The sequence below is a fragment of the Streptomyces sp. NPDC096311 genome (assembly GCF_044763085.1).
Lineage (GTDB): Bacteria > Actinomycetota > Actinomycetes > Streptomycetales > Streptomycetaceae > Streptomyces.
In genome coordinates this window covers 87,174-110,888 of record NZ_JBIWFN010000009.1, presented here as the reverse complement: position 1 = coordinate 110,888, position 23,715 = coordinate 87,174, and the positions used below count along the sequence as shown (strand labels likewise).

Sequence of the window (23,715 nt, the reverse complement as noted above, 5' to 3'; positions counted from 1 at the left end):
ATGCCTGTCAGGACGTGATGCCTGTCAGGAGGGGTGAGGTCGCCGATCCGGCGACTCGCGCGGCGGATAGGTTCGCGGGTATGACGACGACATCGCAAGAAGCCTTCCTGCGGGCCTTCCACGCCGAGCGGCCGGCGGTGACGGCGGACGCGTTCGCCGGTGGCCGCGCCGCGGACGGGCGGTCGAGCTACGAGATCTTGCGCGACCGGGTCGCCGGACACGGGCGGGTACTGGATCTCGGTTGCGGCGACGGCCTGTTGCTCGAACTGCTCGCCCGGACCGAGGGACGCAGGCTGGCCGGGGTGGACCTCTCCCCGGAAGCCCTGGCGCTGGCGCGACGCCGACCGCTGCCCGCCGGGACGACGCTGTCGGAGAGCCGGGCCCAGCACCTTCCCTTCGCCGACGACACCTTCGACGCCTGTGTCTCCCACATGGCGTTGATGCTGATGGGCGAGGTGGAACAGGTGGCCGCGGAAGTGGCCCGGGTGCTGCGCCCCGGAGGCATGCTGGCCGGCGTGATCGGCGGCGGAGCCGTGGGCGGTGAGGCGTACGAGCTGTTCATCGGGCTGTTGCGGAACGCGGTCGGGACGGCTCCCGCCGGGCAGCGCATCCCCGCACTCGGGGACCGGAGGACCCGCAGCCGTGCGGGGCTCGACAGCGTCCTCGCGCCGGCCGGATTCGCGCCGGTCGACTGGGAGACCGTCCCCATCGACCTGAGCGGACCGGTCGAGCAGGTGTGGGACGCCCTGGCAGGTGTCTATGACGTCGGCCCGCTCGACGCGGCCACCGTGGAGTCCCTGCGTGCGGCCTTCCTCACCGGGGCGAGGAAGCTCACGGCGCCGAACGGGGTCGTCCCGTGCGGGATGAACGTGCATCTCGTGACGACGAACCTGATGACGAATCCGGAGACGAATCTGACGGCGAATCCGGAGACGAATCTGACGGCCAATCCGGCGGCCGAAACCGCTACTGCTTGAGCGCCGCCATCGCGATGCGCAGGGCGACCGGGTTCATCTCCTCGCCCTTCGCGTCCGTGGCGTTGACCGAATAGACGAGCGTGCGCGAGAGATCGCGGGTGGCCGCCATGACCGTCGTGTATCCGTACCGCCCGCCCGACTTGAGCCAGTAGACCCGCCCGCCGTACTCGAAGCGCTCGAGCCCGGCGCTCATGGTGGCCCCGTCGATGCCCGACGGAACCGTGAACATCTCCTTCAGCTGCGGCTTCGGGACCAGCTCGCCACGGAAGAGATGGAGGGTCAGCCGCTCCAGGTCCGCCGTCGTGGAGATCATGTCGCCCGCCGCCCAGCGGTTCGCCTGGTTCCACTCGGTGACGTCGACGAACTCCGTCGTGCCGTCCGCCCGCTTCACCGCCTGGTAGCCGAGGTTGTGCGGACCCCGGATGCGCGGATCGGTACCGGGGAAGTACGTGTGCAGCATCCCGGCGGGCCGCAGCACGCGCCGGGTGGCCTCGGAGGCGTACGAGTGCCCCGTGACCTTCTCGATCAGCATGCCGAGGATCGTGTAGTTGATGTTCAGGTAGTGCTGCCGCTCGCCGGGGCGGAACTCCGGCCCCTTCGCCACCGCGGAGGCGACGACCTGCCGGGGCGTGAGGGTGTCGAAGCGGTGCGCGTACGCGTCCTCGAAGGAGTCGCCGAAGCCGTCACCCGCCTGGATCCCGCTGGTGTGGTTCAGCAACCGGCGTACGGACACGGGCTTGAAGGCGGGCGACAGCAGCCCGGGGAGATAGCGCTGTACGGGCGCGCCCAGATCGACCCTGCCCTCGGCCGCGAGTTGCAGCACGACCGCCGCCGTGACCACCTTCGTCGTCGAACCGGCCCGAAAGAGCGCGTCCGGGTCCGCCGCGCGGCCGCTCGCCAGATCGTGCACTCCGCCGCTCCCGAGCCAGCGGCCTTCGGTGCCCCCGACCCGTACGAGCGCGGCCGTCGCGTCGGCGTCCGGCAGTCCCGCGAGCGCGGCGCGCAGGGCGGCGGCGTCCGGTCCGGTCGTGACCGTGGCCGCCGTGGCCGTCCGTGGCACGGCAAAGGACGCGGCGACGGCGGGCACGGCCAGCGGGCCGGCCGCCAGGCCCAGCGCGAGGGCGGCGGCGACGGCGGTGACGGTTCGGGTACGGGCGGGCATCTGCGGCTCCTGGTGTGGACGGGACGGTGAGATCATCCTGCGGTCGCCCACCCGCTCGCGGATCCTCCCCGAGGACGGCCCGGTCCCTGGCACTGACCCGGATCAACTGCCCTTCTGCGTAAGGGTGTTGTGGGGGATCGCCCTTAGGTGGGGCGCGGCGAGAGTTTCGAAGGCCGGGCGGGCGAAAAACTGTTATCGCGGAGGGCGGCCCTCCGTCTCCTGTGTGTCAGGACCCGACGGACGGCTGTGATCCGCGACATAGCGCGCGGACACGCTCGCCGGGGTGGGGGATCCTGCACTCCCGCCCGTGTGCGCCAAGTGGCACGGGCGGTCACCGTGGCATCGGAGGGAACGTACGTGGACGGGCGGCAGTGGCGCTCCATCATCGGGGCCGCGCAGGCCGGCGACCGGCGCGCCCTCGACGAACTCGTCGCGGGCTGGCTCCCCCTCGTCTACAACATCGTCGGCCGCGCCCTGAACGGCCACGCGGACGTCGACGACGTCGTGCAGGAGACCATGCTGCGCGCCGTCGACAACCTCGGCTCGCTGCGCGACCCGGACAGCTTCCGGTCCTGGCTGGTCGCCATCACGATGCGGCAGATACGGGAGCGCTCGCGCCGCCGGACGGCCGAGCCACTGGCCGAAGGCGCCGGTGATCAGGCCGCCGACTTCGCCGAACTGACCGTGCTGCGGCTCCAGTTGGAGGGGCAGCGGCGAGAGGTCACGGAGGCGGTGCGCTGGCTCGACGACGAGGACCGCCAGTTGCTCTCGTTGTGGTGGCTGGAGGTCGCGGGCGAACTCACCCGGCGCGAGCTGGCGGCGGCGGTCGGGATCAGCAGGCAGCACGCGGCGGTGCGGGTGCAGCGGATGAAGCAACGGCTGGAGATCGCACGGGACATCGTGCGGGCGCTCGACGGCCACCACCCCGGCGCCGGCAACTCCCCCTGCCCCGACCTGCGGTTGGTGACCGCCCGCTGGAACGGGCGGCCCGACTCGGTGTGGCGCAAGCGGCTGGCCCGGCACATCCGGGGCTGCGCGTACTGTTCGGGCGCCCGCGAGGCCGTCGTACCGGCCGAACGCCTCCTCGTCGGGATCGCCCTCGTCCCGCTGCCGGTCGGCTTCACGCTGTCGCTCGCGCTCGGCGGCAAGACGGCGGTCGCCGCCACCTCCGTCGGCTGGTCCGCCAAGGTCCTCGGCCTGCTCACCAAGCCCGCCGTCGCCGTCACGGCCGGCGCCACCCTCGCCGCGGGCGGCCTGTACGTCGTCACCCGGGCGCCCGACGACCCGCCGCCTGCCCTCGCCGCGCCCACGGCGGCGAGCACCGCACGCCCACCGTCGGGACGTACGGGGGAGCCGCCCGCCTCCGCGACCCCCTCACCGTCCCGCTCCGCCTCCCCCTCGCCCTCGCCCTCGCCCGCGCCCGCGAAGACCCGCGTCCAGCTGTACGGCACCGTCGTCGACGCCGTCGACAGCGCGCCCGCCGCGAGCGCGCTTCCGGCGACGCTGCCCCGGCGCGCCGAGAAGGGCGTCACCGCCACCGGGGCGCCCGCCACCGGCCTCACCCACCGCGGGGAGACGGTCACCTTCAGCGGGCAGGGCTACTTCCGGGTCCGCTGGCAGGTCCTGCCGCAGCAGCGCACCGGCGCCCTGCTCATGCCGACCTGGACCGGGCTGAGCGGCAAGCTCTTCCACGTCGCCTCGGGCGGCGGTCACCGCATGGACGACGTGCAGTCGGGTTCGACGGACGGCACGAGCTGGATGGGCGGCCCGTCCGTGGGCTACGCCGTCCTGCCCTCCGGCACCCAACAGATGTGGCAGAACGAGTACTTCTGGATCGACGGCACCGTCACCCTCCACCAGAACGAGGGCCCCGCCGACTACAACCTCTTCGTCCAGACCTCCACCTGGGACAAGGTGACCGAGGACGTCCGCACCGGTCCCGCCCAGGGCGTGATCCGCTACGGCCTCGTCCGCGACAACGGAGAGGACACCGCCCCGGTGCCGCAGTACCTGACCCGCTCGACCCCCGCCGACCCGGCGACGGTGAGCCCGCGCTCGCAGGTCACCTCCTGACGGTGCCGCCCGCGTTTTTCCTCAGGCCTTGCGCAGTGCGCGCGCTCAGGCCTTGCGCAGCGCGCACAGCGCGTCGATGCGGTTCGTGGTGATCGAGTCCACCCCCATGTCCAGCAGCCGGCGCATGGAACGGCGAGTGTCGGGAGTCCACACGGAGAGCAGGTGGCCGCCGCGGTGGACGCGGGCCGTGAGGGCACGGTCGACCAGACTGAAGCGGTAGTTGAGCCAGCGCGGCCGTACGGCGTCGAGGACGGCCGGGCGCGGCGGTGCGAGGCTCGTCCAGGTCAGCGCGATCTCGGCGGCGGGGTCGGCGGCGCGCACCGCCAGCATGGCCGGGGCGCCCGCGCAGTAGTACACCCGGTCCTGGGCCCCGCACTCACGGATGACCTCGACGATCCGGCGTACGGCCGCGCCGTCGGGCTCTCCCGGCAGATCGACCATGATCCGGCTGTCCTTGGTCACTTCGAGGGCCTCCGCGAGCGTCGGCACCCCGCCGCCCGTGAGCCCGCGGACCTCGTCCGAGGAGAGCGACCTGAGCGGCCGCTCCAGCTCCCACAGCCGTTTCAGTGTCTCGTCGTGCAGCAGTACGGGCACCTTGTCGCGGGTGAGCCGTACGTCGATCTCGACCGCGTCCGCGCCCAGTTGGAGCGCGGAACGCAGCGAGTCGATGGTGTTCTCGCGGACGCGATAGGGGTCGCCGCGGTGGGCCACGGCAGTCACGGTGCGCATGGGCCCATTGTGCTGGTCGCTCAGGGCGTGAGCCACGCCGAGGCGTAGGTGTCGATCTCGTCGGCGAGGCGCGTCTTGCCGGCCGGGTCGAGGAAGGACGCCTCCACCGCGTTCTTGGCGAGCGCGGCGAGGCCGAGTTCGTCGAGGTCGAGGAGACGGGCGGCGACCGCGTACTCGTTGTTGAGGTCGGTGCCGAACATCGGCGGGTCGTCGGAGTTGATCGTGACGAGGACCCCGGCCCGGGTGAACTCCTTTATGGGGTGCTCGTCGAGGGTGCGGACCGCCCGGGTGGCGATGTTGGAGGTCGGGCAGACCTCCAGCGCGATACGGTTCTCGGCGAGGTGGGCGAGCAGCTTCGGGTCCTGCGCGGAGCTGATGCCGTGCCCGATGCGCTCGGCGCGCAGCTCGTTCAGCGCGTCCCAGACGGTTTCCGGCCCGGTCGTCTCACCCGCGTGCGGCACCGAGCGCAGTCCGGCCGCGATCGCCTGGTCGAAGTACTGCTTGAACTGCGGCCGCGGTACGCCGATTTCGGGCCCGCCGAGTCCGAAGGACACCAGACCTTCCGGCCGCAGCCGGTCGTCGGTCGCGAGCCGCAGAGTCTCCTCGGCCGCCTCGAGCCCCGCCTCGCCGGGAATGTCGAAGCACCAGCGCAGGACGACGCCGAACTCGGCCTCCGCCGCCTTGCGGGCGTCCTCGATGGCGTCCATGAAGGCGCGCTCGTCGATGCCGCGGCGGGTGGAGGACCACGGGGTGATGGTCAGCTCGGCGTAGCGGACCTGCTGCCGGGCCATGTCCCGGGCGACCTCGTACGTCAGCAGCCGTACGTCCTCGGGGGTGCGGATCAGGTCGACGACGGACAGGTAGACCTGGATGAAGTGGGCGAAATCGGTGAACGTGAAGTAGTCCGTGAGGGCCTCGGCGTCCGTCGGCACCTGGGAGTCGGGGTGGCGGGCGGCGAGGGTGGAGACGATGCGGGGGGAGGCGGATCCGACGTGGTGCACGTGCAGTTCGGCCTTGGGCAGTCCGGCGATGAAGGCGTGCAGGTCGCGGACGCCCTCGCGGGTGCTGAGCTGGTCGGTCAAGGATTCCTCCCCGGAACGGCGCCACCGGACCGTGGTCGGGCGGCGCGGGTGATCGGCTGATCGGTGGTTCGAGGATCATCGTAGGCCGCCCCTCACGGGGTGAAGCACCGGGCCGTAGCATGACGGCAGGTACGACAGAGGAGGGGACCTCACGCATGTCCGACGACGCGCAGGCGCCGCAGAACGCCGCCGCGACCCCGTGGGCGTCGCCGGACCAGTCGGCTCCGCCGCCGACGCAGATCGACGTGCCGTCGGCCGTCGGTCCCGAGGACGCGATACCCGGCGGGAACCCGCAGCCGGGTTCCCCGTCCGGCGCCTCCCTGGACAAGGGCGCCACCGCACCGCGACCCGAGCCGAACCCCTGGGCTCCGCCCGCGGACGAGGCACCCTCCCGCGCGCCCGGTGCCCCCACACCCCCCTCGGTGCACAACCAGCCGACGGTCGTCGCCCTCCCCGCAACGGGCACCCCCGGCCATCCCCAGTCCCCGCCCCAGTCCTGGGACAACCCCTTCGCGACTCCCGCCGCCGCACCCTCGCCCCACCCCCGGCCTGCGCCCGGAGAGCCTGTTCCCCCGCCGCCCATCGCTCCCGAGGGCCCCGGGCAGGTCCCGTACGGCTACGGATACGGCTACCCGGCCTACCCCACGCCGGGGCCCGGCTACCCGGGTGCCTCCGGCTACGGCTGGCCGATGATGCCCCCGGCGCCGAGCAACGGCATGGGCACCGCCGGGCTGGTGCTCGGCATCATCTCGGCCGTCGTGTTCTGTCTGTGGCCGATCGCGATCATCCTGGGGATCCTCGCGGTGATCTTCGGCGTGCTGGGGCGACGCAGGGCGCGCCGCGGCGAGGCGAACAACCCTGGTCAGGCGCTGGCCGGGATCATCTGCGGAGCGGTCGGCATCGCGCTCGGCATCGCGATGATCGTGGTCTTCTTCGTCCTTCCGGACGACAGCGGCGACAGCGACCCGTTCAGCGGAGACGACGGCTACTCCACTTCACTCGTCGTGCCGCGCCTCGGCTAAGCGCTCCGCTGGAAGTACCGGGATGTGCCGTCGCTCGTCTGCGGCGCCCTGGTGGCTGGTCGCGCAGTTCCCCGCGCCCCTTCAGGGCGCTGCCGAACCGCAGCGGACTTCGCCCGACCCGCTGAGAGCGCCAACCGCTCCCGCGCCTGAACTAGTTGTCCCGCAGGAGTCGCTCCCGGGCCTCCATCAAGGCGAATCCCAGCAGGTTCGGCCCCCGCCACCGATCGGGATCCGCCGCCCGCTCGTCGTCCGCCGTGAGGCCTATGCCCCAGACCCGGTCCATGGGGCTGGCCTCGACCAGCACCCGCGTGCCCGTGCCCAGCAGGAACGCGCGCAGCTCGGGGTGGGCGGCGAACTTGTGCACGCTGCCCTCGACGACGATCCCGAAGCGCTCGCGCTCCCAGGTCGTCTCGTCGAAGCCGCGCACGAGCCGCCCCACCTTCTTGGCGAGTGCGGGGCTGGACGCCTCGATGGCGCGCCGCTGCGCCTCCGCGTCGCCGAAGAGCCGTGCCTTGCCCGCCATCATCCAGTGCTCGGCGGTCGCGTAGGAGACACCGTCCACCACGAACGGTGACGGCCACCACTGGCTCAGACAGCTCGCACTCACCTGACCGTCCGGTCGCGGGCGGTGCCCCCAGAAGTGCAGGTACTTGACCTTTGCGCCCGAGCGGACCGCGCTGACCAGCGCTTCCCGAGAATCGATCTTCGCCATGCACGCCACTGTGGCACGCACCACTGACATTCCGTCCCGCCTTTTCCATGGGGACTCGACACCTGGTCGACAGATTCCGTCGCGTAACCAAAAGGCAACAACGGAATCACTTGTTGGAGTCCCTTTGCTCTGTCAGGATCGGCACTCAAATCGAGCTGGAGCTACGCCCACCCCCGCGGCAGCGGGGAGAACGGCGGAGGAGAGCGACATGCACAATCCGGGCCATCGCTTCCAGGCGCAGGACCATTTCGCGGACGGCGCGCAGTACATCGCGGGCCGGCTGACCAAGGGCACCTCGGGCCGTACGCACGCGGTCGTCGACCCCGCCACCGGCGACGAGGTCTACACGTACGAGCTGGCGAGCACCGTCGACGTGGACGCGGCCGTCGCCGCCGCCCTCGAGGCGTTCCCCGGCTGGGCGGGCGCCACCCCCGGCGAGCGCTCGGACGCCCTGCACCGCTTCGCCGCCGTACTCGCCGACCGCGCCGAGGAGTTCGCCCGGGCGGAGTCGCTCCAGTGCGGAAAGCCCCTCAAGCTGACCCGCGAGTTCGACGTGCCCGGCACCATCGACAACATCGCCTTCTTCGCGGGCGCGGCCCGGCATCTGCAAGGGCAGTCCGCGGGCGAGTACTCCGGCGACCACACCTCGTACGTACGTCGCGAGCCCATCGGTGTCGTCGGCTCCATCGCACCCTGGAACTACCCCCTCCAGATGGCCGCATGGAAGATCCTCCCGGCGATCGCCGCGGGCAACACGATCGTGCTGAAGCCCGCCGAACTGACCCCGCTGACCTCGCTCCTCTTCGCCGAGGCCGCCACCGCGGCGGGCATCCCGGACGGCGTGATCAACATCGTCACCGGGGCCGGCCGGGACGCCGGCGAGCACCTCGTCGGCCACCCCGACGTGGCGATGACCTCCTTCACCGGGTCCACCGCGGTCGGCAAGCGCGTCGCCGAGATCGCCACCTCGACCGTCAAGCGACTCCATCTGGAACTGGGCGGCAAGGCCCCCTTCGTGGTCTTCGACGACGCGGACCTGGACGCCGCCGTGAACGGCGCGGTCGCGGGCTCGCTCATCAACAGCGGGCAGGACTGCACCGCCGCCACGCGCGCGTACGTACAAAGGCCCCTCTACGAAGAGTTCGTGTCCAGGACGGCCGCCCTGATGGCGAGCGTCCGCCTCGGCGACCCGTTCGCGTCCGGCACCGACCTCGGCCCGCTGATCTCGCACGCCCAGCGCGACCGCGTGGCCGGATTCGTCGACCGGGCCCGCGGCTACGCGCGCGTGGTGACCGGCGGAGAGATCCCCGAAGAGCTCAAGGACGGCGCCTTCTACCGGCCCACGCTCGTCGCCGACGCTCCTCAGGACAGCGAGATCGTGCAGTCCGAGATCTTCGGACCCGTCCTGGTGGTGCTCCCCTTCGACAGCGACGACGAGGGAATCCGGCTCGCCAACGACACTCCGTACGGTCTCGCCGCCTCCGCGTGGAGCCGGGACGTGTACCGGGCCAACCGTGCGACCCGCGAGATCAAGGCGGGCTGTGTATGGGTCAACGACCACATTCCGATCATCAGCGAGATGCCGCACGGCGGTTACAAGGCGTCCGGCTTCGGCAAGGACATGTCGGCGTACTCCTTCGAGGAGTACACCCAGATCAAGCACGTCATGTTCGACAACACCGCGGTCGCCAGGAAGGACTGGCACCGCACGATCTTCGGGGACCGGTCCTAGTCGATCCGGAGTCGGCCGCGCGTCGGCTTCCGACTATCGCCGAGTGGCAGACCAGGCCGCGAGACCACGGCCGCGACCCTTCCGAAAGGGCATCACGAGCATGGAGCAGTACGAGCCCGACCGCCTCTCCCCGGCCCAAGTGGCCGCCATGCGGCGCAGTTTCAGGAACGGCAGGGCCGCGCTCAGCCGCCGCTCGCTGCTGCGCGCCTCCGCGGGCGGCGCGCTCGCCGTCGGCGGGCTCGGCGCCCTGAGCGCCTGCGGGATCCCGGCCGCGGGCAAGACCCAGGGCGGCGTGTCCGCCGAGGACCACTCGGCCAAGGAGAAGACGATCCACTTCTCCAACTGGACCGAGTACATGGACGTCGACGACAGCGGGAAGCACCACCCGACGCTCGACGCGTTCACCAAGCGCACCGGCATCTCGGTCAAGTACACCGAGGACATCAACGACAACGTCGAGTTCTTCGGCAAGATCAAGCCGCAGCTCGCCGCGGGCCAGGACACCGGGCGCGACCTGATCGTGGTCACCGACTGGCTGGCCGCCCGGCTGATCCGCTTCGGCTGGGTGCAGAAGCTGAACGCCTCCAACCTGCCGCACGCGTACGCCAACCTGTCGGCCCAGTTCCGGAGCCCCGACTGGGACCCGGGACGCGCCTACTCCTACCCCTGGCAGGGCATCTCGACCGTCATCGCCTTCAACAAGAAGGCGTTGAACGGCATCGAGGTGAAGTCGGTCTCCGACCTGCTCGACAACCCCAAGCTCAAGGGGCGCGTCGGCTTCCTCTCGGAGATGCGTGACAGCATGGGCATGACGCTGCTCGACATGGGCAAGGACCCGGAGAAGTTCACCGACGACGACTTCGACGCGGCGATCGCCCGTCTCCAGAAGGCCGTCGACAAGGGCCAGATACGCCGCTTCACCGGCAACGACTACACGTCCGACCTCACCAAGGGCGACCTCGCGGCCTGTGTCGCCTGGGCGGGCGACATCGTCCAGCTCAAGGCGGACAGCCCGGACGTGGACTTCGTCATCCCGGACAGCGGCTATCTGACGTCCACGGACAACATGCTGATCCCCAACAAGGCCCGTCACAAGACGAACGCCGAACGGCTCATGGACTACTACTACGAGCCCGCTCCGGCCGCACAGCTCGCCGCGTACATCAACTACGTCTGTCCCGTCGACGGGGTCAAGGACGAGCTTGCGAAGATCGACAAGTCGGCGGCGGACAACCCGCTGATCATCCCCGACAAGGCCATGGCCGCGAAGTCCCACGCCTTCCGCTCCCTGACGCAGAAGGAAGAGACGGCCTACGAAGAGAAGTTCGCCAAGCTCACCGGGGCGTGACGCCTCCGGCGGCTGAGCGGTGGTGGTGGTCCGGCCGGGCCGCCCGGGCGGTTGTCCGGGTTCCGAGGAGACCTGCGCCGGCTCCGCCGCGCGGCCCCCGACCGGCGCAGCGACCGCAGTCCGCCCCGGACACCCCTACGACCCCGACATCCAGGGACCACACCATGACGACAGACAACGGCGGCGACGTCCGCCTCTCCGGGATCAGCAAGACGTACGGCTCCTTCACGGCCGTCCAACCGCTCGACCTGACCGTCCCCGAAGGCTCCTTCTTCGCCCTTCTCGGGGCGTCGGGCTGCGGCAAGACCACCACCCTGCGGATGATCGCGGGCCTGGAGGAACCTTCCTCCGGCACCGTCTTCCTCGGCGACCAGGAAGTGACCCACCTGCCCCCGTACAAGCGGCCGGTGAACACCGTCTTCCAGTCCTATGCGCTCTTCCCGCACCTCGACATCTTCGAGAACGTCGCCTTCGGTCTGCGCCGGCGCGGCATCAAGTCGGTGAAGAAGCAGGTCGAGGACATGCTGGACCTCGTCCAACTCGGCGAGCAGGCCCGCAAGAAGCCGCACCAGCTCTCCGGCGGCCAGCAGCAGCGCGTCGCCGTGGCCCGTGCCCTGATCAACCACCCCAAGGTGCTGCTCCTCGACGAACCGCTCGGCGCTCTCGACCTCAAGCTGCGCCGTCAGATGCAGCTGGAGCTCAAGCGCATCCAGACCGAGGTCGGCATCACCTTCGTGCACGTCACGCACGACCAGGAGGAGGCCATGACGATGGCCGACACGGTCGCCGTGATGAACGCGGGCCGCGTCGAGCAACTCGGCGCCCCCGCCGACCTCTACGAGAACCCGCAGACCACGTTCGTCGCCAACTTCCTCGGCACCTCGAACCTCATCGAGGCCGCCGTCGACGGCAAGGACGGCGACGACGTCGTCCTGGCGGCGGGCGGCGGCAAGCTGGTGCTGCCGCAGGCGCGATGTTCGGCGCCCACGACGACCGGCGGCAAGGTCCTGGTCGGTGTCCGCCCCGAGAAGATATCGCTCACGCACGTCGACGACGCGGGCGAGATACCGGCCGGCCGCAACCGGATCACCGGCAGGATCGCCGACTCCAGCTTCATCGGCGTCTCCACTCAGTACGTCATCGACAGCGCCGTCTGCCCCGAGTTCGAGGTCTACTCCCAGAACATCGACCGCGACGTCCGGCTCACCCCCGGCGCCGAGGTGGTCCTGCACTGGAGCCCGGCGCACACCTTCGGCCTCGACGCGGCGCAGTCCCCGCTTGCTGGGACGACCGGCGACGCCGGCGTGGAATCGGTGGAGCCAGAAGAGGGGGTGGCCGCCTGATGGCCAGCGTCACCGAGGCGCCACTCCTCGCGCCGCAGCCCGACAAGAAGCCGCCCCGCAAGCGCGGCCGTCTCGTCCCGTACTGGCTGCTCCTGCCCGGCATCCTCTGGCTGCTGATCTTCTTCGCGCTGCCGATGGTCTACCAGGCCTCCACGTCCGTGCAGACGGGCTCCCTGGAGCAGGGCTTCAAGGTCACCTGGCACTTCCAGACGTACTGGAACGCGCTGGCCGACTACTGGCCCCAGTTCCTGCGTTCGGTGCTGTACGCGGGCGCCGCGACGATCCTGTGCCTGGTGCTCGGCTACCCGCTGGCGTATCTGATCGCCTTCCGTGCGGGCCGCTGGCGCAATGTCGTGCTGATCCTGGTCATCGCGCCGTTCTTCACCAGCTTCCTGATCCGCACGCTCGCCTGGAAGACGATCCTCGCGGACGGCGGCCCGGTCGTCGGCACCCTCAACACCCTGCACGTCCTGGACGTCACCAACTGGCTCGGCTTCACCTCGGGCGACCGCGTCCTGGCCACACCCCTGGCGGTGGTCTGCGGCCTCACGTACAACTTCCTGCCCTTCATGATCCTGCCGCTCTACACCTCGCTGGAGCGCATCGACGGACGCCTCCACGAGGCGGCGGGCGACCTGTACGCGAAGCCGTTCACGACCTTCCGCAAGGTCACCTTCCCGCTGTCGATGCCCGGCGTGGTCTCCGGCACGCTGCTGACCTTCATCCCGGCCAGCGGTGACTACGTGAACGCCGACCTGCTCGGCTCCACGGACACCCGGATGGTCGGCAACGTCATCCAGACGCAGTTCCTGCGGATCCTCGACTATCCGACGGCCGCCGCGCTCTCCTTCATCCTCATGGCCGCGATCCTCATCATGGTCACCCTCTACATCCGCAAGTCCGGGACGGAGGATCTGGTCTAAATGGCCTTCGTACGCTGGTTCAAGCGGAATCTCGTCGTCATCGGCGGACTGCTGACGCTGGGATATCTGCTGCTGCCCAATGTCATCGTCACGGTGTTCTCCTTCAACAAACCGAAGGGGCGCTTCAACTACGAGTGGCAGCAGTTCTCCCTGGACGCCTGGCGCGATCCGTGCGGGGTCGCCGACATGTGCGGCTCCCTCTCGATCAGCCTCCAGATCGCCGTCTGGGCGACCCTCGGGGCCACGATCCTCGGCACGATGATCGCCTTCGCCCTCGTCCGCTACCGCTTCCGGGCGCGCGGCGCGGTGAACTCGCTGATCTTCCTGCCGATGGCGATGCCCGAGGTCGTCATGGCCGCCTCGCTGCTCACCCTGTTCCTCAACCTGGGCGCTCAGCTGGGTTTCTGGACGATCCTGATCGCCCACATCATGTTCTGCCTCAGCTTCGTCGTGACGGCCGTCAAGGCGCGCGTGATGTCGATGGACTCGCGCCTGGAGCAGGCGGCACAGGACCTCTACGCCGGCCCGGTGCAGACGTTCCTGCGCGTCACCCTGCCCATCGCGGCCCCCGGCATCGCGGCGGGCGCGCTGCTCGCCTTCGCGCTCTCCTTCGACGACTTCATCATCACCAACTTCAACGCGGGTTCGACCGTCACCTTCCCCATGTTCGTGTGGGGTTCGGCGCAGCGCGGAACACCCGTTCAGATCAACGTCATCGGTACGGCCATGTTCATCGTCGCCGTACTGTTCGTCCTGGCCGGAATGGTCATCAGCAACCGCCGCAACAAGCAAAAGGCGTAGCAAAAGGCATCGTGGAAGGCATAACCCACAGGGAAATTTCGGTGGGTAATTCAGCTGTAGGGAGTTGAAATCATGGCCCCAAGCGCCATGACCCGTTGGACCACGTCTCTTTCCGAAGCCCAGCCGGTTCCGTACTGGCTGGACGACCCCGGCAAGCCCCATCCCGAGCCCGCCCTCACCGGCGCCGAGACCTGCGACCTGCTCGTCGTCGGCGGTGGCTACAGCGGACTGTGGACCGCGCTGATCGCCAAGGAGCGCGACCCGCAGCGTGAGGTGGTGCTCCTGGAGGGCCGCGAGGTGGGCTGGGCCGCCTCGGGCCGCAACGGCGGCTTCTGTGCCGCGTCCCTGACCCACGGCCTGGCCAACGGACTCACCCGCTGGCCGGACGAGATCAGGAAGCTGGAGGAGCTGGGCGCCCGCAACCTCGACGAGATCGAGGCGGCCGTCGCCCGCTACTCCCTCGACTGCGACTTCGAGCGCTCCGGCGAGATCGACGTCGCCACCGAGCCGCACCAGGCGGCCGAACTCCGCGAGTGGCACGAGGAACTGCGGGAGCGGGGCCTGGCGGACGGCATCGAGTTCCTGGACGCCGACGCGGTCCGCGAACAGGTCGACTCGCCGACCTTCCTCGCGGGCCTGCACGACCGCCGCGGCGTCGCCATGCTCCACCCCGCCAAGCTCGCCTGGGGCCTCAAGCGGGCCTGCCTGCGGCTCGGGGTGCGGGTGTACGAACACACGCCCGCGCTCGCCCTGAAGGCGTACGGCGCCGGCATGGCCGTACGCACCCCGTACGGTTCCGTCCGTGCCCGCAAGGTGGCGCTCGCCACCAATATCTTCCCGAACCTGGTCAAGCGGGTGCGCGCGTACACCGTGCCGGTCTACGACTACGCGCTGATGACCGAACCCCTGACCGCCGACCAGCTGGCGTCCGTCGGCTGGAAGAACCGGCAGGGCCTCGGGGACTCGGCGAACCAGTTCCACTACTTCCGGCTCTCCGCCGACAACCGCGTCCTGTGGGGCGGTTACGACGCGATCTACCCGTACGGCGGCCGGGTGCGCGCCGAGTACGACGACCGCCCGGAGACGTACGCGAAGCTCGCCGGGCACTTCTTCACCTGCTTCCCGCAGCTGGAGGGCGTCCGCTTCACCCACGCCTGGGGCGGCGCGATCGACACCTGCTCGCGCTTCTCGGCCTTCTTCGGCACGGCGCACCACGGAAAGGTCGCGTACGCGGCCGGCTATACGGGCCTGGGCGTGGGCGCGACCCGGTTCGGCGCGGACGTGATGCTCGACCTGCTGGCGGGGGAGCGCACCGAGCGCACGGAGCTGGAGATGGTCCGCAAGAAGCCCCTGCCGTTCCCGCCCGAGCCCTTCGCCTGGACCGGCATCGCGCTCACCAAGTGGTCGCTGGCGCGGGCGGACGCGCACGGCGGGCGGCGCAATCTCTGGCTGAAGACGATGGACAAGCTGGGACTGGGCTTCGACAGCTGAGCCGCGCCGGCGGGGCGTGCGCCGCCGTGGCTGATCCACAGGCGTACGCCCCGCTCATCCGTTGTGATCCGGCTCACCACCAACAAGTGGCGGAACCCGCGTAATGCCCGGCCCGAACCTCCCTCCCTTCTGTGGCGCGACCAGCGTCGACACGAGGAGAGAGGGAGGTTCCGCCATGACAGGGGCCAAGGCGGCGGTCGCGTGGCTGGCATCCGTGGCGCCGGATCCCGAGGCCTGCCGCTGGGAATGGGAGCGCAATCCGCTGGGGGTCGCGCTGCTGCCGGCCGGCAGGCTCTGGGACGTACTGATCCTGCCGGGCGAGCTCGGCTATCCCACGCTCGACGTGCTGACCCGGGTGATCGACCAACTCGGCCCGGTGCTCGTCGACTTCGGCGACGCCCGGATGGGTTTCTTCGTGCCGCCCGGCACCGCGGCGCGCTGGCTCGGCACGGGGGTGCGCACGGCGGGGCGCGGTACGTGGATCGTGGTGCCCTACCCGGGACGGACCACCGGCGGGGTCCGCTGGCTGATCCCGCCGGACGGCTCCGGCACGCTCACCGATCCCGCGCTGCTGGAACTGGCCATGCACGAGGCGGCGGCGGGCATCGCCGGAAACGAGGGTCGATAGCCGCCACGGGGACGACCCGCGACCCCGGTAACGGCCAAAGGTCTTGACAAGATGATTGGTCTGGACCAAGTGCGGCGCGCTCCACCCTCCTGAATTCGGAGGGGAAAGGGGTGGCTGGCTTCGTGGCATGTCACGTTTCCGGATGTACCCGACGAGCGAGCAGGCGGGCATCACGCTCGGCCCCTGCGCGCCCGCCCGGTAGGTGTGGAACCTCGCCGTCGAGCAGCACGCGTACGGGTACATCGGCCGTAGGGCGGCGCCCGGCTTCGCCGAGCAGTGCCGCCGGCTCACCGAGGCATGCCGGCGTCGACGAACGCGGGCAACGGTTACGTGGCGCCGTCCGAGGTCACCAAGACCCTGTACTGCCTGACCAGGAAGACCAACTGCGGCTCGTACACGACCCACGGCACCTGGCCGGGTCTGCGCGGCCTGATGACGCGGTCGATCAACTGGGACCGCTACGGGAGCTGTGAGTTCCAGCGGACCTTCGACGGCTGTTTCGGCTGAGCAGGAGCCAGAGACAGCGCAGCAGCACCGCGCAGAGGCACCAACTGGCCGCCACGTCCAGCGGCCAGTGGTAGCCCCGCCGGATCAGACCGAAGGCGACACCCAGGTTCAGGGCGAGACAGCCGACGAGCAGGGCACGTCGGGCCCCGGCGCCCCGCAGCCACGGAATCAGCACCAGGGCCGCACCGCCGTACGCGATGACGGCGGTGGCGGTGTGACCCGAGGGATAGAAGCCCGTGCCCGGGCCCATGACCGGTGGGCCCGGCCGGGCGACCAGTTCTTTCAAAGGCACGATCAATGCCGGTACGACCGCCATCAAGGCCGCCGTCACGAGGGACGGCAGCCACCAGCGCTCCCGCCCGGCCGCGCGGGCCCGCCACGCCGCGTACCCCAGCACGACGGCCAGGACCGGCACCGCGACGGTGACATTGCCCAGGTCGGCCAGCAGTTCGGAGACGCGGTCGGGGTGGACGAGACGGTCGCTGAGGCGTTCGTCCGCGCGGGCGAGGGGGCCGTGGGCCGCGACCTGCCAGGTGATCAGCGCGAAGAGGAGGGCCGGAAGGCCGAGGAAGCCGAGAAGTCCGGGACGCCCGAGGAGGAAGGTCGGCCGCCCCGGAACAGGGGGGGTAGTTCCGAGACGGCCGTCCAGATCGGGTCGTCGCGCGCCCCGGGGGGTTTGGGGCGAGCGACTGTCCGATCGGTGAGGAGATCCGGAGCCGGAAGCTCCGGGTGTGTGCGCGAGGGCACGACCAGGGCGAAGCTGGGGAGGCCTCGACCCGGTGTCACCCACAGTCCCCTGTGGGCGGGGTGTATCTCTCATCTGGGTAGAACCTACGGCAGGGGATCCGGCTCCGACAGACGCAATCGCGTCCCGTCATGCACCTCGCACACGTTCTTCACACGCTCTGACCCCGGTCGCCGCAGCCCCGGAACCAAGCGGAATCCGCGCGGGGCGGCCGTCCTGGGTCCGGGGCTGGGGCGGGTGGGGCGTCAGATACGGGCGAAGGCCTGCTCGATGATGTCGAGGCCCTCGTTCAGCAGGTCCTCGCCGATGACCAGCGGCGGCAGGAAGCGGAGGACGTTGCCGTAAGTGCCACAGGTCAGGACCAGCAGGCCCTCCTGGTGGCAGGCCTTGGCCAGCGCGGCGGTCGCCTCGGGGTTCGGCTCCTTGGTGGCGCGGTCCTTGACCAGCTCGATGGCGATCATGCCGCCACGGCCACGGACGTCGCCGATGACGTCGAACTTCTCGGCCATCGCGCCGAGCCGGGCCTTCATGACGGCCTCGATGTTCTTCGCCTTGGCGTTGAGGTCGAGCTCCTTCATCGTCTCGATCGCACCGAGCGCGCCCGCGCAGGCCACCGGGTTGCCGCCGTAGGTGCCGCCCAGGCCGCCCGCGTGCGCGGCGTCCATGATCTCGGCGCGGCCGGTCACGGCGGCGAGCGGCAGACCGCCCGCGATGCCCTTGGCGGTGGTGATCAGGTCCGGGACGATGCCCTCGTCCTCGCACGCGAACCACTGGCCGGTGCGGCAGAAGCCGGACTGGATCTCGTCCGCGACGAAGACGATGCCGTTGTCCTTGGCGAACTTGCTGATGGCGGGAAGGAAGCCCTTCGCGGGCTCGATGAAGCCGCCCTCGCCGAGCACCGGCTCGATGATGATCGCGGCGACGTTGTCGGCGCCGACCTGCTTGTTGATCATGTCGATCGCCTGGGCGGACGCCTCGGCGCCGGCGTTCTGCGGACCGGTCAGCCAGCGGTAGCCGTACGCCACCGGCACCCGGTAGACCTCGGGCGCGAACGGGCCGAAACCGTGCTTGTACGGCATGTTCTTGGCGGTCAGCGCCATCGTGAGGTTCGTACGGCCGTGGTAGCCGTGGTCGAAGACGACGACGGCCTGGCGCTTGGTGTACGCACGGGCGATCTTGACGGCGTTCTCGACGGCCTCGGCGCCCGAGTTGAACAGGGCCGACTTCTTGGCGTGGTCACCGGGAGTCAGCTCGGCCAGCGCCTCCGCGACGGCGACGTAGCCCTCGTACGGCGTGACCATGAAACAGGTGTGGGTGAAGTCCTGGAGCTGCGCGGAGGCGCGGCGCACGACGGCCTCCGCGCTCGCGCCGACGGAGGTCACGGCGATGCCGGAGCCGAAGTCGATCAGACGGTTGCCGTCCACGTCCTCGATGATGCCGCCGCCGGCGCGCGTGGTGAAGACGGGGAGCACCGAACCCACACCGGCCGCGACCGCGGCGGTGCGTCGGGCCTGCAGTTCCTGCGACTTCGGGCCGGGGATGGCGGTGACGACGCGGCGCTCCTGCGGAAGTGCGGTCATGAGGGGCTCCCTGATGATCTTGCGAACCGGACGGTCCCCGCGGCGGACGGGGTGTGCCGGGCGGGGTGTTTTCGGACTCTTGACTTCTTTCTTCGCAGGCTAGGGCCGGGAACGGAGGGTCGGCATGCTCCATGTGGGCGTTGTCGGAGGAATCCGTTGTCCGCGGTGGACATAGAGGGGAGAGGGACCGATGCTCCCGGTCCCTCTCCGGTTTGTCGCCGGACCGTCGCCGCTCCGCCCGGGCAAGGCGCGGACCTGGCCGCGTAAACGGTGAACTCCCCCCGCAGGGGCACTAGATTGACTCGCGGACGAAGCACGGAGCGGCTGGTCAGGGGGCAGGGCGATGGACAGCGACGGGACGCAGGACGCGCGGGGCGGGCCTACCGGTGCCGTGCCGGGACCCGCCGTGCCGCCGCCACCCGGTAGGGCACCCGCGTTTCCGCCACCCGGAGTACCCCCGGTACCGAGGGGGACACCGCCACGACCCGCGGGTCTGCCCTCCGTGCCGGAGCAGTCCCCGGCCCCCCGGCCCACCGTCGCCGACTGGCTCGACAAGCCGCGACCCGCCGCCGGACCCGGGATCTGGCGGTACGGATACCGTGTGCGTCGCCCCTCGAAGGGGCGGGAGCGGCTCTCGCCGGTCACGATCGTCGGGCTCGCCGTCCCGCTCGTGGTGGCACTCGTCGTCTGGTCGCTGTGGCGCCACGGCAGCGTCCCCTACATGTGGGTCGTGCTGAAGGTGTTCACACCGGACGACTGGTGGTGGAGCGGCACCACCTCGCCCAAGGTGTGGCAGGGGGCGGAGGCCATCGAGGTCTACAACGGGGTCTTCTTCGGCGTGCTGGTGTACACCATGGGCCGGCTGGGGAGCTGGCCCGAGGTCGTCGGCCACTACGTCACCGCCCGGCCCCAGCCCCTGCGCGCCGCCCTCGCCGCGCTCGGCGCACTGATCGCCCTGACGTTCGTCTTCCCGAACGCCTTCCCCGGGGTCGGCTGGGACGCTCTGCCGGTCGTCGCCCCGCTGTTCTCCCTCGTCGCCCTGGTCTCCGGCGGCTACGACGTGTTCCAGTCGCAGCTGATCACCGACGGGCTCTACACGCTGATCACCCTGCTCGTCGTGTGGCCGTTCGCGCGGATCGGCGCCTGGCGCAGATATGCCAGGGAGTGGCTCGCCGCCCGGGCCGCGCGCAACGAGGCACAGGAGGCCGGCACCGCGAAGTTCGCTCCGGACCTGACCGCCGCCCAGTGGCCCGAACTCCGTGACGCCGGACAGCACGAGGCGGCGGACCTGCTCACCGCCGAAGTGCTCGGCGGCCGGATGAACGACGTGGACTGCGCCCGGGTGCGGCGCGCGTGGACCACGGCGAAGTGGGACGCCACGCGCCTGGCCGCCTTCGTCGACACCGTGCTGCGACGGGGCGGGGCGGCCTGGACGCATCCCTCCGGGGCCCGGGACCTGCCCGCGCGCACCGCGGCGCACGACGTGCTCGTGGGACAGGTGCGCATCGGGCGGTGGACGACCGGGGACCGTACCCCGCAGGCCTACGACGGCGGGGGCGCGGCCCTCGATCCGGAGGCCCTGGGCACCTCCCTGCTCGCCGTCGGGCCGTCCGGCTCCGGGAAGACCCGGCACCTGGTCGGACCCGTCGTCGAGTCGCTCGCCCTGCAGGCGCTCACCGGGCGGTGCGCCGTCGTCGCGGTCGCCGCCGCCGGGACGCCGCTCGGCCCGGACTCGGCCTTCGACGTCGTGGTGAAGATCGGCGACCCCGCCTCCGTCCACGACCTCGATCTGTACGCGGACTCAGACGACCCCGACGAAGCGGCCTCCTTCCTCGCCGAAGGGCTGGCCGGGGACCTCGACGCGGTGGCCGGCCAACGGGCCACCACCGCGCTCGCCCAACTCCTCGGCCCCTACCGGGCGGTGCACGGCACGTTCCCGCCCATGCCCGTCCTGCGGGAACTCCTGGAGGGCGTACCGGAGGCCCTGACCGCCCTGCACGAAGCCCTCTCCGGGCCGCAGCACGCCGGGATGCGCCGCGAACTGGAAGCCCGTATGCGGCAGGTCGGCAGCCCGGCCGACGCGGGTCCGGCGCTCGCCGACCGGCTGGCGCTCCTGGACCGGCCGGCCTTCGCCGACTTCTTCGGCGCGGGCGGCGCCACCCGCGCCTTCTCACTGCGCGCCGTGGCCCACCACCCGCTGCGGGTACGGATCGACCTGCCCGAGCACGGACACGAGGAGGCCGCCCGGCTGCTCGCCCGGCTCGTACTGGCCCAGTTCACCGCCGTCGTACGCGGCGGCGAGCGCCCGCACTTCGTCTGCCTGGTCCTCGACGACGCCACCGGAACGCTGACCCCCGACTCCGTACGCCGCATCCAGCGCCTGCGCTCCCAGAACGCGGGGGTGGTGCTCGCCCTGCGCACGATCGGCGACATCCCCGAGGCGCTGCACGGGCCGCTGTACGGGGCCGTGGGCTGCCGGATGGCGTTCTCCGGCGTCACGACCTGGGACGGCAGCCGCTTCGCCCACGCCTGGGGCACGGAGTGGGTCGAGACCCGTGACGTGGCCAAGCACACCGTCTTCGCGGACCAGCCGATGACCCGGGCCATCCACGCCCTGCGCAAGCTGGTCACCGGAAAGGCCGTCACCACGGACGCGGTGACCATAAGGAAGGTCGAGCGGGAGCGTTGGTCGGCGTCCGAGCTGGCGCACGAGGTCCCCCCGGGACACGCGGTGCTGTCGCTCACCACGGTGGGCGGAGAACACGCGCCGCCGTTGCTGGTGGATCTACGGAGCTAGCACGTCTGGACACAAGGTCACCGGCTGACCGTACGGTGAGGCAGAATCGACATAGGTCGTTCATACGTTGCGGCCAAAAGATCACACTGCCCGTGACCGTCGAAGATCCTGTGAAGACCTGAAGGTCCCATGCGCCCCACGCTCGCCTCGATCGTCCACCACTCCGCGCTCAAACTGACCGTGCGGGCGGGCGAGGACCGTCTGGACGTACCCGTCCGCTGGGCCCACGTCAGCGAGCTCGCCGACCCCGTGCCGTACATGGAGGGCGGGGAACTGCTGCTGATCACCGCGCTCCAGCTGGACGCGGAGGATCCGGACGTCATGCGGCGCTATGTGAAGCGGCTGGTGGGAGCCGGCGTCGTCGGGCTCGGCTTCGCCGTCGGGGTCACCTACGACGAGATCCCGAAGGCCCTGGTCGACGCAGCGGAGGAAGAGGGCCTGCCGCTCCTGGAGGTCCCCCGCCGCACCCCCTTCCTGGCCATCAGCAAGGCGGTGTCGGCCGCGATCGCCGCGGACCAGTACCGGGCCGTGACGGCGGGCTTCGCCGCGCAGCGCGAACTGACGAAGCAGGCCCTGAACGACGGTCCCGAGGGGCTGCTGTCGGCGCTCGCAGGACAGGTGGACGGCTGGGCGGCCCTGTACGACGCGTCCGGCGCCGTCGTCGCCACCGCGCCCGAGTGGGCCGGGCGGCGGGCCGCACGCATCACCCCCGACGTGGAGCGGCTGCGTGAGCGCCCCGCGCCCGCCAGCTCCGTCGTCGGCGGCGAGGACCGCGTGGAACTCCACTCCCTCGGCACCGGCCGCCGCCCTCGCGCCGCGCTCGCCGTCGGAACGGCCGCCGCCCTCGGCACCGCCGAGCGCTACGCCGTGCACTCCGCGATCGCACTGCTGACCCTGACCACCGAACGCTCACGGTCGTTGCACGCCGCCGAGCAGCGCATCGGGGCGGCGGTGCTGCGCATGCTGCTCGCCGGGCAGCCCGAGCACGCGCGCACCGTGGCCGGAGACCTCTACGGGGAACTGCTCGACGCGCCCTTCCGGCTGATCCTCGCCGAGTCGGCGTCCGCCTCGGCGGCGCGGGCGCACGCGGACGGGCACGCGCGCGTGGCCGCCGCGAAGCCGTCCAAGGCGCCCGTCGTGGTGCCGGACCCGACGAACGGCGACCCGCTCGGCGGGCTCGCCGAGATCGTCGAGTCCGCCGCCGCCCGCTCCGGTGAGTCCGTGCTCGTCGTGCCCGACGGGGAGCGGCTGGTCGTGCTCGCCGTGGACGGAGGCGCGGCGGTGACGGCGTGCGGGGAGTACGCGGCCGCGCTGGACGCCGCGCGGATCGCCACCCGGGAGCAGCCCGTGGGCGACGAGGACGAACTGGTCGTCGGACTGTCGGCCCCCGCCGGGCCGATCGCCGCGGCCGCCGCGTACAAGCAGGCCGAGCAGGCGTTGTCCGTGGCCCGGCGGCGGGGGCGGTCGCTGGTCGAGCACGAGGAGCTGGCCGCGGGGTCCGTGCTGCCGTTGCTCGCCGATGACGCGGTGCGGGCGTTCGCGGACGGGTTGCTCCGCCCGCTGAACGAGCACGACGCCACCGGGCGGGGGGATCTGGTCGCCTCGCTGCGGGCGTGGCTGTCCCGGCACGGTCAGTGGGACGCCGCCGCCGCCGACCTGGGTGTGCACCGGCACACCCTGCGTTATCGGATGCGACGCGTCGAGGAGATCCTCGGACGCTCCCTCGACGACCCCGACGTCCGCATGGAACTTTGGCTGGCACTGAAGGCGACGGCGGCGGCGGGGGAGTAGGAACCCCGGGTGGGTTCCTCGCCCGCGGGCTGCCGCCGACCTGGGGGGCTCCGCCCCCAGGCCCCCGGGTTCTTCGTCCGCGGCCTGGCGGTGGCTGGTCGCGCAGTTCCTCGCGCCCTTGGGGCGGGGCTGCGCCCCGAGTGCCTTGTCGGCTGGGATGTGTTTGGTTGCGGGGCGGCGGTGGCTGGTCGCGCAGTTCCTCGCGCCCTTGGGGCGGGGCTGCGCCCCGAGTGCCTTGTCGGCTGGGATGTGTTTGGTTGCGGGGCGGCGGT

At 71.1% G+C, this 23,715-nt stretch carries 17 protein-coding genes and 2 pseudogenes; 13 read left to right on the top strand and 6 right to left on the bottom strand.

Going from position 1 to position 23,715, the window contains the following annotated elements; genetic code table 11:
- Positions 1–80: 80 nt before the first annotated feature.
- Complete coding sequence (locus tag ACIRA5_RS23410) at positions 81–977, top strand: class I SAM-dependent methyltransferase (RefSeq protein ID WP_403693467.1); 897 nt, start codon at positions 81–83, stop codon at positions 975–977.
- Here the strand turns inward: ACIRA5_RS23410 and ACIRA5_RS23405 are convergent.
- A complete protein-coding gene (locus tag ACIRA5_RS23405; protein ID WP_403693466.1) occupies positions 967–2,139 on the bottom strand; it encodes a serine hydrolase domain-containing protein in 1,173 nt (390 codons plus the stop codon). The genes ACIRA5_RS23410 and ACIRA5_RS23405 overlap by 11 nt on opposite strands.
- A 357-nt stretch (positions 2,140–2,496) precedes the next feature.
- On the opposite strand from ACIRA5_RS23405, the gene ACIRA5_RS23400 reads away from it, so the two are divergent.
- Positions 2,497–4,212 carry an RNA polymerase sigma factor gene (locus ACIRA5_RS23400; protein ID WP_403693464.1) on the top strand — a complete coding sequence of 572 codons (1,716 nt, stop codon included), beginning with the start codon at positions 2,497–2,499 and terminating at the stop codon, positions 4,210–4,212.
- 45 nt (positions 4,213–4,257) lie between these two features.
- Here ACIRA5_RS23400 and ACIRA5_RS23395 read toward each other — a convergent pair whose 3' ends face one another.
- Both ACIRA5_RS23395 and ACIRA5_RS23390 read right to left on the bottom strand, forming a co-directional pair.
- Entirely contained in the window at positions 4,258–4,941 is a 684-nt protein-coding gene (locus tag ACIRA5_RS23395) for a glycerophosphodiester phosphodiesterase (RefSeq protein ID WP_403693463.1), read from the bottom strand.
- A 20-nt stretch (positions 4,942–4,961) separates the two neighbouring features.
- A pseudogene (locus ACIRA5_RS23390) lies at positions 4,962–6,076 on the bottom strand (adenosine deaminase).
- A gap of 102 nt (positions 6,077–6,178) precedes the next feature.
- Between ACIRA5_RS23390 and ACIRA5_RS23385 the strand changes: the two are divergent.
- On the top strand, positions 6,179–7,045 hold the full coding sequence (locus tag ACIRA5_RS23385) for a DUF4190 domain-containing protein (RefSeq protein WP_403693462.1): 867 nt from the start codon (positions 6,179–6,181) through the stop codon (positions 7,043–7,045).
- A gap of 151 nt (positions 7,046–7,196) precedes the next feature.
- Here the strand turns inward: ACIRA5_RS23385 and ACIRA5_RS23380 are convergent, their stop codons facing one another.
- Entirely contained in the window at positions 7,197–7,787 is a 591-nt protein-coding gene (locus tag ACIRA5_RS23380; RefSeq protein WP_403693460.1) for an NADAR family protein, read from the bottom strand.
- Positions 7,788–7,965: 178 nt separating this feature from the next.
- Between ACIRA5_RS23380 and ACIRA5_RS23375 the strand changes: the two genes are divergently transcribed.
- The 8 genes and pseudogenes from ACIRA5_RS23375 to ACIRA5_RS23340 all read left to right on the top strand — a co-directional run.
- Positions 7,966–9,489, top strand: coding sequence for a gamma-aminobutyraldehyde dehydrogenase (locus tag ACIRA5_RS23375; protein WP_403693459.1), 1,524 nt, complete (start codon positions 7,966–7,968; stop codon positions 9,487–9,489).
- 100 nt (positions 9,490–9,589) lie between these two features.
- Entirely contained in the window at positions 9,590–10,837 is a 1,248-nt protein-coding gene (locus ACIRA5_RS23370; RefSeq protein ID WP_403693458.1) for a spermidine/putrescine ABC transporter substrate-binding protein, read from the top strand.
- Positions 10,838–11,001: 164 nt separating this feature from the next.
- On the top strand, positions 11,002–12,180 hold the full coding sequence (locus ACIRA5_RS23365) for an ABC transporter ATP-binding protein (RefSeq protein ID WP_403693457.1): 1,179 nt from the start codon (positions 11,002–11,004) through the stop codon (positions 12,178–12,180).
- On the top strand, positions 12,180–13,103 hold the full coding sequence (locus tag ACIRA5_RS23360) for an ABC transporter permease (protein ID WP_403693455.1): 924 nt from the start codon (positions 12,180–12,182) through the stop codon (positions 13,101–13,103). The genes ACIRA5_RS23365 and ACIRA5_RS23360 overlap by 1 nt, the downstream gene beginning before the upstream one ends.
- On the top strand, positions 13,104–13,904 hold the full coding sequence (locus ACIRA5_RS23355) for an ABC transporter permease (RefSeq protein ID WP_403693454.1): 801 nt from the start codon (positions 13,104–13,106) through the stop codon (positions 13,902–13,904).
- Positions 13,905–13,976: 72 nt separating this feature from the next.
- On the top strand, positions 13,977–15,395 hold the full coding sequence (locus ACIRA5_RS23350; RefSeq protein ID WP_099943578.1) for an FAD-dependent oxidoreductase: 1,419 nt from the start codon (positions 13,977–13,979) through the stop codon (positions 15,393–15,395).
- Between the two features lie 175 nt (positions 15,396–15,570).
- The gene (locus ACIRA5_RS23345) at positions 15,571–16,023 is read left to right on the top strand and encodes a hypothetical protein (RefSeq protein WP_403693453.1); all 453 of its coding nucleotides are present in this window, start codon (positions 15,571–15,573) and stop codon (positions 16,021–16,023) included.
- Positions 16,024–16,317: 294 nt separating this feature from the next.
- A pseudogene (locus ACIRA5_RS23340) lies at positions 16,318–16,530 on the top strand (chitinase); the annotation flags it as partial.
- Here ACIRA5_RS23340 and ACIRA5_RS23335 read toward each other — a convergent pair.
- Entirely contained in the window at positions 16,469–17,320 is an 852-nt protein-coding gene (locus ACIRA5_RS23335) for a phosphatase PAP2 family protein (protein ID WP_403693451.1), read from the bottom strand. The pseudogene ACIRA5_RS23340 and the gene ACIRA5_RS23335 overlap by 62 nt on opposite strands.
- 200 nt (positions 17,321–17,520) lie before the next feature.
- On the bottom strand, positions 17,521–18,855 hold the full coding sequence (gabT, locus tag ACIRA5_RS23330) for a 4-aminobutyrate--2-oxoglutarate transaminase (RefSeq protein ID WP_403693450.1): 1,335 nt from the start codon (positions 18,853–18,855) through the stop codon (positions 17,521–17,523).
- 343 nt (positions 18,856–19,198) lie between these two features.
- Here gabT and ACIRA5_RS23325 point away from each other — a divergent pair, with 343 nt between their 5' ends.
- Positions 19,199–21,652 carry an ATP/GTP-binding protein gene (locus ACIRA5_RS23325; RefSeq protein WP_403693449.1) on the top strand — a complete coding sequence of 818 codons (2,454 nt, stop codon included), beginning with the start codon at positions 19,199–19,201 and terminating at the stop codon, positions 21,650–21,652.
- A 129-nt stretch (positions 21,653–21,781) separates the two neighbouring features.
- A complete protein-coding gene (locus ACIRA5_RS23320; protein WP_403693447.1) occupies positions 21,782–23,443 on the top strand; it encodes a PucR family transcriptional regulator in 1,662 nt (553 codons plus the stop codon).
- Positions 23,444–23,715 lie beyond the last annotated feature (272 nt).

Coding starts and splice junctions, on each gene's coding strand:
- ACIRA5_RS23410 (WP_403693467.1), top strand. CDS start 81: ATGACGACGACATCGCAAGAAGCCTTCCTGCGGGCCTTCCACGCCGAG.
- ACIRA5_RS23405 (WP_403693466.1), bottom strand. CDS start 2,139: ATGCCCGCCCGTACCCGAACCGTCACCGCCGTCGCCGCCGCCCTCGCG.
- ACIRA5_RS23395 (WP_403693463.1), bottom strand. CDS start 4,941: ATGCGCACCGTGACTGCCGTGGCCCACCGCGGCGACCCCTATCGCGTC.
- ACIRA5_RS23385 (WP_403693462.1), top strand. CDS start 6,179: ATGTCCGACGACGCGCAGGCGCCGCAGAACGCCGCCGCGACCCCGTGG.
- ACIRA5_RS23380 (WP_403693460.1), bottom strand. CDS start 7,787: ATGTCAGTGGTGCGTGCCACAGTGGCGTGCATGGCGAAGATCGATTCT.
- ACIRA5_RS23375 (WP_403693459.1), top strand. CDS start 7,966: ATGCACAATCCGGGCCATCGCTTCCAGGCGCAGGACCATTTCGCGGAC.
- ACIRA5_RS23370 (WP_403693458.1), top strand. CDS start 9,590: ATGGAGCAGTACGAGCCCGACCGCCTCTCCCCGGCCCAAGTGGCCGCC.
- ACIRA5_RS23365 (WP_403693457.1), top strand. CDS start 11,002: ATGACGACAGACAACGGCGGCGACGTCCGCCTCTCCGGGATCAGCAAG.
- ACIRA5_RS23360 (WP_403693455.1), top strand. CDS start 12,180: ATGGCCAGCGTCACCGAGGCGCCACTCCTCGCGCCGCAGCCCGACAAG.
- ACIRA5_RS23355 (WP_403693454.1), top strand. CDS start 13,104: ATGGCCTTCGTACGCTGGTTCAAGCGGAATCTCGTCGTCATCGGCGGA.
- ACIRA5_RS23350 (WP_099943578.1), top strand. CDS start 13,977: ATGGCCCCAAGCGCCATGACCCGTTGGACCACGTCTCTTTCCGAAGCC.
- ACIRA5_RS23345 (WP_403693453.1), top strand. CDS start 15,571: ATGACAGGGGCCAAGGCGGCGGTCGCGTGGCTGGCATCCGTGGCGCCG.
- gabT (WP_403693450.1), bottom strand. CDS start 18,855: ATGACCGCACTTCCGCAGGAGCGCCGCGTCGTCACCGCCATCCCCGGC.
- ACIRA5_RS23325 (WP_403693449.1), top strand. CDS start 19,199: ATGGACAGCGACGGGACGCAGGACGCGCGGGGCGGGCCTACCGGTGCC.
- ACIRA5_RS23320 (WP_403693447.1), top strand. CDS start 21,782: ATGCGCCCCACGCTCGCCTCGATCGTCCACCACTCCGCGCTCAAACTG.